The organism is Bacillus sp. MT94 (assembly GCF_058792475.1).
In genome coordinates this window covers 105,819-117,850 of the sequence record NZ_JBXAEZ010000001.1, presented here as the reverse complement: position 1 = coordinate 117,850, position 12,032 = coordinate 105,819, and the positions used below count along the sequence as shown (strand labels likewise).

The 12,032-nt window shown below is 34.8% G+C and carries 12 protein-coding genes; 3 read left to right on the top strand and 9 right to left on the bottom strand.

Annotated elements, in window-relative coordinates; genetic code table 11:
* Positions 1–15 precede the first annotated feature (15 nt).
* The 6 genes from AC1Q51_RS00535 to AC1Q51_RS00510 form a co-directional block, all read right to left on the bottom strand.
* On the bottom strand, positions 16–1,341 hold the full coding sequence (locus tag AC1Q51_RS00535; RefSeq protein ID WP_002093942.1) for a bifunctional S-methyl-5'-thioadenosine deaminase/S-adenosylhomocysteine deaminase: 1,326 nt from the start codon (positions 1,339–1,341) through the stop codon (positions 16–18).
* A gap of 54 nt (positions 1,342–1,395) precedes the next feature.
* Positions 1,396–1,755 carry a YunG family protein gene (locus tag AC1Q51_RS00530; RefSeq protein ID WP_000342909.1) on the bottom strand — a complete coding sequence of 120 codons (360 nt, stop codon included), beginning with the start codon at positions 1,753–1,755 and terminating at the stop codon, positions 1,396–1,398.
* A gap of 27 nt (positions 1,756–1,782) precedes the next feature.
* A complete protein-coding gene (locus tag AC1Q51_RS00525; protein ID WP_000701896.1) occupies positions 1,783–2,226 on the bottom strand; it encodes a GNAT family N-acetyltransferase in 444 nt (147 codons plus the stop codon).
* Positions 2,227–2,464: 238 nt separating this feature from the next.
* On the bottom strand, positions 2,465–3,979 hold the full coding sequence (scpC, locus tag AC1Q51_RS00520) for a succinyl-CoA:acetate CoA-transferase ScpC (RefSeq protein WP_071714441.1): 1,515 nt from the start codon (positions 3,977–3,979) through the stop codon (positions 2,465–2,467).
* Between the two features lie 127 nt (positions 3,980–4,106).
* Complete coding sequence (locus AC1Q51_RS00515; RefSeq protein WP_000390209.1) at positions 4,107–4,751, bottom strand: LytTR family DNA-binding domain-containing protein; 645 nt, start codon at positions 4,749–4,751, stop codon at positions 4,107–4,109.
* Positions 4,752–5,045: 294 nt separating this feature from the next.
* Positions 5,046–5,969, bottom strand: a complete 924-nt coding sequence (locus AC1Q51_RS00510; RefSeq protein WP_001102583.1) for an alpha/beta hydrolase — start codon at positions 5,967–5,969, stop codon at positions 5,046–5,048.
* Between the two features lie 212 nt (positions 5,970–6,181).
* Here AC1Q51_RS00510 and AC1Q51_RS00505 point away from each other — a divergent pair, with 212 nt between their 5' ends.
* Positions 6,182–6,943, top strand: a complete 762-nt coding sequence (locus tag AC1Q51_RS00505; RefSeq protein WP_071714442.1) for a DODA-type extradiol aromatic ring-opening family dioxygenase — start codon at positions 6,182–6,184, stop codon at positions 6,941–6,943.
* A 54-nt stretch (positions 6,944–6,997) separates the two neighbouring features.
* On the opposite strand, the gene AC1Q51_RS00500 is transcribed toward AC1Q51_RS00505, so the two are convergent.
* Positions 6,998–8,212, bottom strand: a complete 1,215-nt coding sequence (locus tag AC1Q51_RS00500; protein WP_000179302.1) for a multidrug efflux MFS transporter — start codon at positions 8,210–8,212, stop codon at positions 6,998–7,000.
* 168 nt (positions 8,213–8,380) lie between these two features.
* A complete protein-coding gene (locus tag AC1Q51_RS00495; protein ID WP_000236031.1) occupies positions 8,381–9,097 on the bottom strand; it encodes a DUF554 domain-containing protein in 717 nt (238 codons plus the stop codon).
* Between the two features lie 203 nt (positions 9,098–9,300).
* On the opposite strand from AC1Q51_RS00495, the gene AC1Q51_RS00490 reads away from it, so the two are divergent.
* Positions 9,301–10,404: a CapA family protein gene (locus tag AC1Q51_RS00490; RefSeq protein WP_000854539.1), complete on the top strand. Its 1,104-nt coding sequence runs from the start codon at positions 9,301–9,303 to the stop codon at positions 10,402–10,404.
* 52 nt (positions 10,405–10,456) lie between these two features.
* Entirely contained in the window at positions 10,457–10,684 is a 228-nt protein-coding gene (locus AC1Q51_RS00485; protein WP_492331304.1) for a hypothetical protein, read from the top strand.
* Between the two features lie 80 nt (positions 10,685–10,764).
* Here the strand turns inward: AC1Q51_RS00485 and ilvA are convergent, their stop codons facing one another.
* Complete coding sequence (gene ilvA / locus AC1Q51_RS00480) at positions 10,765–12,027, bottom strand: threonine ammonia-lyase IlvA (RefSeq protein WP_492331303.1); 1,263 nt, start codon at positions 12,025–12,027, stop codon at positions 10,765–10,767.
* Between the last annotated feature and the right edge of the window lie 5 nt (positions 12,028–12,032).

Here is a 12,032-nt window from a genome sequence, read left to right as displayed (position 1 = left end):
CACAGCCTAAAAAAGTTATCTTTGTAAACCTCGTTTATAACGACTTGCTTCAAATATAATACGCTCTTCATCTAACGTTTTACATTCACCATTCCAAACGACACGTTTTCCGTTAATAATTACATCGCTTATATCTTTACCACTCGCAGCATATACAAGGTGTGATAACACTTCATCTGCTGGTTGTAGATGCGGCTTGTTAGACGGGTCAATCGTAATAAAATCAGCACACTTACCAGCTTCTAGTGACCCTGTTTGTTTCATCCCGATTACTTCCGCAGCTCCTTTTGTCGCAAGAGAAAGAGCTGTTTCAACTGGTAATGCTGTTGCATCTTGGTGAATACCTTTTTGTAATAAAGTCGCTATGCGCATTTCTTCAAACATGTCTAAATTATTGTTAGATGCAACACTATCTGTTGCAATTCCTACTTTTATTCCTGCTTCTAGCATCGCTTTTACATTCGCTATACCAGAACCTAGTTTTAAATTACTATTCGGATTATGAGCTACTCGAACATCATGTTCTGCTAAAAATGCACGCTCATCATCATTTAATACTACACCGTGTGCAATAACTGTTGGGCGTTTAAACAATCCGCAGCTCGCTGCATATTCTACTGGACGTTTTCCGTACTGTGCTTCAATATCACGTACTTCACGCTCTGTTTCAGAAAGGTGGATATGAACCATTGTTTGATTCTCTACTGCAATACGAGCACACTCTTCTAACAATTCTGTACTACATGTATATGGACTATGTGGTGCAACCATCGTAGTTAACATGCCACTTTCTTTATAATAACGCTTCACATATTTCTCAGCTTCTTCAATCGCTTTCTTTTCATCGTCTTTCGTTCCGAAGCTAAATAAAGTCCTTGAAACAGCAGCTCGCATCCCGCTCCTTGATACCGTTTCCATAATTGCGTCTTGATCTACTCCAATTGGATTAAACATGTCAGAGAATGATGTTGTACCACTTTTCACCATCTCAAGTAATCCTAATTCCGTACTAGCGACCGCAAGCTCTGGAGTAAATTGACTTTCCAGTGGCCAAATTCTCGTCTCAAGCCATGGCTGTAATAACATATCATCTCCAATACCTCTTAGGAGACTCATTACAACGTGTGTATGTGTATTTACAAGCCCTGGTAAAACCCACTTTCCTTTCATGTCAATTACTTCATCTACTTCAAAATCATTTGCAAATTCTCCGCTCTTTACATCTATAATTTGATCATTTTCTACAATGATATATCCATTTTCTATCACTTCGTTTTGTTCATTCATCGTTACAATTGTAGCGTTTACATAAGTTGTTTTCAAAAGTATTTCCCCTTTCAACTCTATGAAGTTCCCTTTAATGAAGTTACCACCATTATAGTAACTTATTAAAGATTAAGAGTCAAAAGATAATTTTAATTCTTTCGTTATTTTTCCCTTCAAAATGCTATATTGTTTTTCATTTGTATCTGCAAATGCTTCTTCCCGATTTGACTTTTCATCCATATAATTCAATTTCCCATTGAATTGAGTCTCTGTAAAATCAAATCTCTGTCCATCTATAAAGTTATAAAAGTGCCATACCTCTCTTACTTTTGTCTTTTTAATTTCTCCTCCGTATATGTCTTGAACGACAAGAGCTGTAACACCACATTGTCCCTTTGCTGGGTTTTCAATTGTCCACTTTGAACTCGTTTCAATCGACCACGATTTTATTAGTGCTTCATATATTCTTTTTTCCTTTACATCATCCATTCTAATCTTCCCCTACTATTAATAGTTTTACACATCATATTTCAAAAGAGGCAGTACACGACCCTTAAAGACAGTTGATGGTGTCTCTCCTATTAACTGTGCTCCCATTTTCAAGTAATATCCTTTTGCATTCGGATCACTATCAATTGTAAAACTTTTTAATCCTAGTTCATTGGCTTTTTCTATTACATACTCCCAAAGTATTTTCCCGTAACCTTTTCCTTTGTAATGAGGATGAATGTACAAGAAATCGAGAGCTTTATCATTACGTAAAAATGAGAAAAAACCAATCTTCGCATTATCGTTTTCTAAAACATATACAAAATTATTTTTTATGTACTCCTCCGTAATTGTTAAATCTTCCTTACAAGCAAGTATGAATTCTTCACTATAATTCCACGTTGCTTTTGAATGTAGTGCGAGTTCACTTAATTCATTTGCTTCACTTAATAATGCTTCTCTTATCTTCATGATTCTTTTTCCTCACTTTCAATATGTACACTACTAAATTGATTCGGAAAGCACTTCAAAAAAACCTTTAATTTCCATAAATTAGAAATTAATTTTATAAATCTTTATTATAATCAGTACGATTTTCAACAATTTTTTTAAAGAAAAAGAACACCATCCCTAAAAGTTGGCGTTCTCTTTTTCTAAAATTTAATCTTCAAGCTCACTCATTCGTTTTACTATTTCGTACGATACAAACCTATACAGTTTCTACTACCGCTTCAAGCATTGTTCCATTTTTAGCATAGTTCGTATGCCAAGAAAAAGCTTTTTCTAAAATATGAGGAGTTTGTCCACCTCTTATTTTTGCTTCTTCGTAATAAGCTCGTAGCTGTTCACGATACATTGGATGTGCGCAATTCTCAATAATAAGTTCCACTCTTTCTCTTGGCGCAAGTCCCCTTAAGTCGGCATATCCCTGTTCAGTGACGATAACATCTACATCATGTTCAGTATGGTCTACATGAGAAACGAAAGGAACGATACTTGAAATGTTACCACCTTTCGCAATCGATTTAGTAACAAAGATAGCTAGGCGGGCATTTCTTGCAAAATCGCCAGACCCACCAATACCATTCATCATTTTTGTACCTAAAACGTGAGTAGAGTTAACATTTCCGTATATATCTAATTCTAATGCAGTATTAATTGAGATTAATCCAAGGCGACGAATAATTTCAGGATGATTGGAAATCTCTTGTGGACGCATCATTAATTTGTCACGATATTTTTCAAAGTTAGAAAATACTTGTTGCATTTTCTCTTCAGAAAGCGTGATAGAACAACAAGAAGCAAAATTGACTTTTCCAGCATCCATAAGATCAAAAACTGCATCTTGTAAAACCTCGGAATATACTTCTAAATCTTCAAATTCTGAATCTAATATTCCATGCAATACGGCGTTAGCCACTGAACCAATTCCTGATTGTAACGGCGCTAAACGATTTGTTAATCGGCCTACTTTGACTTCTTCTCGAAGGAATTCTATTAAATGCTGTGCCATAATAACAGTTTCTTCATCCGGAGGAACAATTGTCGATGGCGAATCCAATTGATTCGTAAACACAATTCCCTTTACTTTTTCAGGATCAATTGGAATACCGATTGTTCCAATTCGGTCATCTGTTTTCACAAGCGGAATTGGAAGCCTCTCCCCTTGTTTACCTGGTTCATATAGATCATGTAGCCCCTCTAATTGTGCGGATTGAGCCATATTCATTTCAATAATAATAGACTTAGCATTTAAGGAAAACGCTAAGGAATTTCCAATTGAAGTGGTTGGAATAATCATTCCGTCCTCTGTAATCGCAACCGCTTCCACAATGGCGAAATCTATATCCAGAACGTCAGCACGGAGTAACTCTGCTGTATGAGACAAGTGTTGATCCACAAATAAAAAGTCTCCGTTATTAATTCCTTTTCGCATAGTCGCGTCAGCTTGGAAAGGTAATCTTTTCCCTAAAATTCCTGCCTCAGCAAATAATTTGTCTACATCCGATCCTAAAGAAGCCCCAGTATAAACATTTACTTTAAAAGATTCATCATTCTTAACTCGGTTTACAAGCGCAAATGGGACTGCTTTTACATCACCTGCACGTGTAAACCCACTTAAGCCTAAAGTCATTCCACTTTGAATCCAGGAAGCTGCTTCTTCAGGTGTAACTACCCGATCTTTTAGACGTTGATCTCTGATTCTATCTAAATTGTTCTCCATATGTAATCCCTCTCTCATTGAATATTCATAATTATTTTACACATTAACACTATCAAAATAGGGATTTTAGTATACAATGCCGAAAATTCAGACAGAACAGCAAATCTAGGTTCTAAAGCAGAAAAATTTAGAATCCTAGAAGTTTACGGAAATAACTAGCGTATGATTGACTAACTGGTACTCTCTCACCATTATCCATTGAAAGTACAAAAGTAGAATGGGTATCAGGATAAATCGCTTTAATATGATTAACATTTACAATAAACGAACGGTGACATCTAATAAATGAATCTTTCGGAAGCAAGTATTCGAATTCTTGCAGAGAGTATTTATGTGTTCCTGATAACTCTTCTGAATTCACATACGTCTTTTTATCTTTAGCCTCTAAATACATAACCTTTGAAAAAGGAACCGGAATCCAGCCGTCTGTTGTTTTTAAAGTAACAACTGACTTTCCATCCGTTAAAGCTGGATAAATTGCCGTTACGCACCCTTCAAGCTTTCCATTGTTTGAAAATGGTACAGCCATTCCATGATAAGGAATACCAAAAACATCCCGATTAATAAACTCAGAGGTTTTTTGATTCATCACCATCGCTTTATGAGCAATCGTTCCTTCTTTTATAGGATCCCCGACACTAATCTTTAAATCAATTCGTTTACTTGGCCGATAGTAAATATATTCTTTCGTATTCGAAACAGCAATTGAAATTTCATCTGAAAATAATTCCCCAACAACATCTAGTAATAAACCTAACGTTCTATCTTCCATTCTATTAACACCTCATTCACTATTATACTACTATTATGAACAGGCATCTGTTGCTTTATAAAAAGTTTGATTTTAAGTTACTTTTAAAATTAGTTTTATTCACTATTACTTCGTTACTACAAAAAACCTCACTTCAGAAAAGTGAGGTTTCCTCTCATACAATATTTCTTTATTTTTTGAACGACTATAGAATAAGATTTATTTTTTATTAAGTAAAGTGAATTTAAGAATTTATTGCCCCTATTTCTGTATAATAAATAATCCCAAACTACAAACAGTTTGGGATTATCTTTCTCATTTATTATGCGCATCTAACCACGAAATTAAATCTTTAAATACTTCATCCTTATTTACTTCATGAAACATTTCATGTCTACCATTTTCATATAAACGTAGTGTCACGTCTTTCACACCACATTTTTTATAGTTTTCATATACTTCTTTTACACCTTTCCCCATATCGCCAACAGGATCACGATCACCAGAGAATATATGTATTGGAAGATTCTTTGGCGTCTTCTTGTATTCTTCTAGTTTATTTACTTCTAATACTCCAGAAAATAATTCTCGGTAAAAACTCGTCGTACAAATGAAACCACATAACGGATCCGCAATATATTTATCAACTTGATTATTATCTGAAGATAACCAATCAAATTTTGTACGATTTGGCTTAAAGTTCGAATTGAAGTTTCCAAAAGATAAAAAGTTTAACATTGGACTTTTCGTTTTTGCCCCGCGCAATTTCATTTCGATTGTTGCTACTTTATGACCAATAGCTCCTAAAAGCCCTGGATTTCCACCTGTTCCTGAAATTAGAAATCCATCATATAGTTCACCCCTAAGTTGTACAGCACGTCTTGATAAAAAAGAACCCATACTATGTCCAAGTAAAAACAAAGGACTTGACTGTTCTTCTTTTATCCTTTCTGAAACAAAGATAACATCCGATACAACTTGATTCCACCCTATATTTGGTTCAAAATGACCATAATCTTCTTCTTTTTTTACTGTTTTCCCATGTCCTTTATGATCATGCGCATAAACACCATAACCTGCTTCCAATAAAGCATCTACAAATTCTGTATACACCCCTGCATGCTCTGTCATGCCATGTGCAATCTGAATAATTCCTCTCGGATCTCCTTCTGGTAACCATTTACGCAAATAAATTTCCGATCCATCCAATGCCGTAACGAAACTTTCCTGTACATTCATTTCGTCAGCCCCCAAATTTATTATGTATACCTTTAAGAAAAATGAATATCCATTCACTTTTCTTATTTTATATTATATGTAATTGCTTTCATTATGACAAATGATGTATTTTTCAGACTTGCTTTCAAACTAATCTCTTGACGAACCAAAAATAAAATTATATAGTTACTTACATAAAGTAATTATATAATTTTTAGGAGGTTTCTACTATTATGATGCCATCACTATTTTTAGCACATGGTTCGCCTATGCTCGCTATTCAAGATACAGACTATACACGATTTTTAAAAACACTTGGAGAAACATATAAACCGAAAGCAATTGTTATTTTCACTGCTCACTGGGAAACTGAAGTATTAACGATTTCCTCATCAGATAACGAATATGAAACAATTTATGATTTTGGAGGTTTCCCCCCTGAGTTATACGAAATCAAATATCGTGCGAAAGGCTCTTCTAGCATTGCATCTATGTTAGAAACAAAATTTAGAAACAAAGGTATTTCAGTCCATCATAATATGACCAGAGGTTTAGATCATGGTTCATGGACACTCCTGCACCGCATGTATCCAGAAGCAAATATTCCTGTCGTGCAAATATCAGTAAATCCATTCCTTTCTGCAAAAGAACAATTTGAAATTGGAGAAGCACTTAAAGGACTCGGACAAGAAGATATTTTAGTAATCGGTAGTGGCGTTACCGTTCATAATTTACGAGCACTGAAATGGAATCAAACTACACCTGAAAAATGGGCAATTGAATTTGATGATTGGATTATTAAACATATGCAGAATAACGATAAAGATGCATTGTTTAATTGGGAGAATAATGCTCCTCATGCACAATTAGCCGTACCAAGAGCAGAGCATTTTGTTCCTTTGTTTATTGCAATGGGAAGTGGCGAGAATAGCGGTGAAGTCATTCACCGTAGTTATGAGCTTGGTACATTAAGTTATCTCTGTCTTCGATTTTAAAGAAAAAGGATGAAGCACATGTTGCTTCATCCTTTTTCTTTTTCATTCACTTAGTTAACTAACTTCCAAACGTTGTTTCTCTGATACTTCTTCGTTCTTATTATGAAAATAAACCCAAATACACGCAATAAATAATAGTGATGATGTAGAGAGGAAAACATATTGGAAGCCTGCATGCGCTGCAATTTGTCCCCCGAGCACTGGCCCAATCATATTTCCTAAAAACTGAAACGACTGATTATATCCAAATATTCGTCCCGTAACATGGGTTGGTGTATGTTGTTTTAGTAGAGTTTGTACGGAAGGCAATAATCCTGCTTGTGCGATACCTAATAAAAATCGAAGAATTAATAGTTGCCAAGCTGAGGTTACAAATGCTTGCGGGATAAAAATAATTCCTGCTGCAAATAACGCTACAACTAACGTTTTTTGAGGACCGATATGATCTGATAATCTTCCTAGTCTTGGTGCTGCCAAAATAACTGCTAATCCTGTCGCTGACATAACTGCACCCGCAATTGTTTCAATATGTGCAGTATGAGGACCTACTAAATTTTTCACGTACAATGTAACAATTGGTTGAACTGACATATTAGCAAGTTGAATAATAAATGTTGTTACAAATAAACTAATAATTAAATGCTTCGCTGGGACCATCGTCCATACTTTTTTCGGCTGTGTTTTTTTTGCTTGAGCAGAGTGATTTTCTTCATGCAGAAAGAAAAAAACGATGAGAAAGGAAAGGAATAAAAAAGCTCCTGTAACAAGAAAGACATGACGCATTCCAATTAACTCAGACAAATAACCTCCAAGTAACGGGCCAAGTAACGAACCGCTCACACCACCAGTTGAAATTGTGGAAATCGCCCAACCTGAATGTTCTTTCGGAGTTTCTGCTGCAATAAATGTCATCGCTGTTGAAAGGAAACCAGATACTGCTCCCATTAAAAATCTTAGTGCGACTAGTTGATACACATCCGTTACAAATCCCATAAGCGTCATAATAATCGCCATACCAAGGCTAGCACGAATAAGCATCAATTTCCGTCCATGTATATCACCAAGCTTCCCCCATATTGGTGATACAATCGCACCCATTAAAAATGTTACACCAAATGCAAGTCCCGACCACTGTGCAATGCTTGAAGTGCCAGTTACTCCTAATTCCTCAATATAAAAAGATAAGAAAGGAATTACTAAACTCATACCGGCTGCAGTGGTAAAACAACCTAGCCAACAAATCATTAAATTCCGTTTCCAGCTGGCCATTTTCACACCTTCTTTCTTTAGATACCCATTCTACACCCTTTCTTGTAAAAAGTTTAGTAATTTGCTTTATATGTAAGATTTACTACAAAACCCGCTATTTTCTAGTGAAAATCACTACAATCCCACATTTTTTTCATAATAAAACCAACTCCCACTAAATGAAGTTGGTTAATAATCCATTAAACCGTAACCATAAATAATTGAAACAATTACACCCACTACCAATATACCTGGAAGTAAATTTGCCACCTTGATTTTAATAATACTAAGCAAGTTCAATCCAATAGCAGATATCATAATGCCGCCCGTAGCCGTCATCTCCACTATAAATTGGTTCATTAATTCTTTCGGGACAAAACTATTAATTTGTGTTGCAAAAACTGCAATACCACCTTCATATAAAACAACTGGAATCGCCGAAAATACTACGCCAATTCCTAGAGTTGTCGTTAATATAATAGAAATAAATCCATCGATAATCGCCTTTGTAAATAAAATATCATGATTTCCGCGAATCCCACTGTCAAGTGCACCAAGTATCCCCATCGCGCCAATTGCAAAAATTAAAGTAGCTGTTACAAAACCTTCTGATATGCTACCTTTCCCTTTCGATCCAACTTTATTTTCTAGCCAATCCCCTAAATGTTTTAACTTTTCTTCTAATTGTAACCATTCTCCAATTACCGTACCAATCACTAAACTCAGTATGACAACAAGAAAGTTTTCACTTTTTAATGCCATTTGAAGCCCAAGCACAGTAACCGCTAAACCGATTGCGTGCATTATCGTCCCTTTCATACTTTCTGGAATCCTACTAAATAATTTACCAAGTAAAGTACCAAATATAATACAAATCCCATTTACAACTGCTCCTAATATAACCATTTCTCATTCTTCACCCTTCGAATTCTTTATTTCTATATTTTGGTTTATACATTGATTTACAGGTTATCTATATGTTAACTTAATATTGAGAATATTAACAAATGTTTTCCACTACATAACCCGCTATTTTTTGTAACTTTAATTACCTTTAATAGATTCAGTGTTAATTTAATTGCGGGATAATATTAAAAGGGAAGGTATATATGAAAACTTTACTAAAACGATTTTTGTTAATAGCCTTTTTCATTACACCGATTGTTTTATTAATCAATTACTCTTTTATTTCAAAAGCAAAAGACAAACCCGATTTGCAAAACAAATCTAGTAAAACCGCTTCAAAAAGCGAAAAGAAAATAGAAGACCAAGAAATCACACTCACCTTCTCTGGTGATACAATGTTCGATTGGCAATTACGTCCTATAATCGAAAAGAATGGGGCTGATTACCCATTCCAACATGTAAAAGAAGAAATAAAAAAAGCTGATATTTCTTTTGTAAATTTAGAGTCGGCATTTACAACGAAAGAAAAGAAAGCACCTGGGCAACTGTTTTGGATTAAAAGTGATCCATCTACACTACAAGCTATTAAAAACACTGGATATGACATCGTAAATATTGGGAATAACCACACACTTGATTATGGGCAAGATGGATTATTAGATACGATTTCTCACGTAGAAAAATTAAAGTTCCCTTACATTGGAGCCGGAAAAAATGCGAAAGATGCATATACAGCACGAGAAATGACCGTAAAAGGGAAAAAGTTTAAATTTCTTTCCTTCGTTCGATTTATGCCTGATTCTAATTGGGTAGCTGGTGAGAATAAACCTGGCGTTGCGAATGGCTATGATTTAAATCTTGTAACAAAAACAATTAAAGAACAAAAACAAGATGCAGACTATTTAATCGTCTATATGCATTGGGGCGTTGAAAAATCAAATCGTCCGGTAGAATACCAAAAGCAATATGTACCTAAAATGGTTGAAGCAGGAGCTAACGCAATTGTCGGAAGCCATCCACATTGGTTACAAGGGTTTGAGTATTATAATAAAGTTCCTATCGCTTACTCATTAGGTAACTTTTTATTCCCGAGTTATGTGAATGGGAAAAGCGCTGAAACTGGCGTATTAACTTTAACTTTTAAAGGAAAGGATGTCCAAATGTCATTCAATCCTTATATCATTCGCAACAACCAAGTTTCCCCTGTAAATGAGGGAGAAAAGAAAAAAGCTCTTCAATATTTACAAACAATTTCAACTGATGTAGAAATTGATGATACAGGGAAAATAAAAAACAAACGAAACTAGACAGCTCAAGATCTATTTCTCTGTAATATACTTTACAGAATAGGTGATAAACATGCTGAAAGACTTATTAGAAAATGTAAGTTTGTTAGAGAACGTTTATGAAATGTCTATAGCAGTTCTACTTTTATGTTCCTTTTATTCTGTGAGACTATTAAAAAAAATAAAGCGAGAGAGAAATCTTACTCCTTTTGAATTTACAATGTATGTAATCATTCGTATTGCGATACTCTTTTGGTTAGCTAGCTTTATTCTTCTTGAATTTAATGAGTACCTAGTTTAACTATAAAAAAGATAGAACAAGCACTATATTCCCTCGCTTGTATCTATCTTTTTTATTTACATTCTAACTCTCTCCTTCTATTAAATAAGCAAATCAAACAAAACAGGGTTTTTATTAAGTTCCATAAATTGAATATTATTTTCTTTAAAGCGAGTAATTAATTGCTCATAATCTTCTTTATGTTTTAATTCTACGCCGACTAATGCTGGACCATTTTCTTTATTATGTTTCTTAATATACTCAAAGCGCGTAATGTCATCTTCTGGTCCTAATCCTTTATCAAGAAATTCTCTTAGCGCACCTGAACGCTGCGGAAATTCAATGATAAAGTAATGTTTCAGTCCTTCATAAATGAGCGAACGCTCTTTCATTTCTTGCATTCTATCAATATCATTATTTCCACCACTTAGCGTACATACAACTGTTTTACCTTTTATTTCATCTCTATATAAATCAAGCGCTGCAATAGAGAGTGCACCAGCCGGTTCAGCTACAATCGCATTTTTCTTATACAGTTCTAAAATCGTCGTACAAACTTTCCCCTCTGGTACTAAAATAATATCGTCAATTACATCTTTACAAGTTTCAAATGTTAACTTTCCTACTTTTTTAACAGCTGCCCCATCAACAAAGCTATCTATTTTCTCCAATGCTACATTTTCATTTTGAAGAAAAGCCTCTTTCATAGATGCAGCTCCCATTGGCTCTACACCAATAACCTTTGTAGTAGGACTAACACCTTTTACATATGTACCAACTCCTGATGCTAATCCACCACCACCGATTGCTGTAAAGATATAATCAACCGGTTTCTCCATCTCATGCATAATTTCAACTGCCACTGTCCCTTGACCTGCAACGACATACGGATCATCAAACGGATGAACAAATGTCATTCTATTTTCTTCACAATAACACTGTGCTTCTTGGAAAGAGCTATCGAATGTATCACCAACTAATACAATCTCTGCGAAATCACCACCGAAAAATTGTACTTGTGATACTTTTTGTTTCGGTGTTGTTGTGGGCATAAATATTTTTGACGGAATCTTCAATAAATTACACGTATAAGCAACTCCTTGCGCATGATTACCAGCACTTGCACAAACAACACCGTTTTGTAACTTTTCTTTCGGTAAACTTTGAATTAAATTGTACGCACCACGAATTTTGAAAGAGCGAATTAATTGTAAGTCTTCTCGTTTTACATAAACGTCACAATCATATTTCTCAGATAAAACTGTATCACGTTGTAACGGTGTTTTAATAACGATATCTTTCAGGCAATTATGCGCCATTAAGATATCTTCAATTTTCACTCTCTCCTTTACCTTTTGCACCATTATAT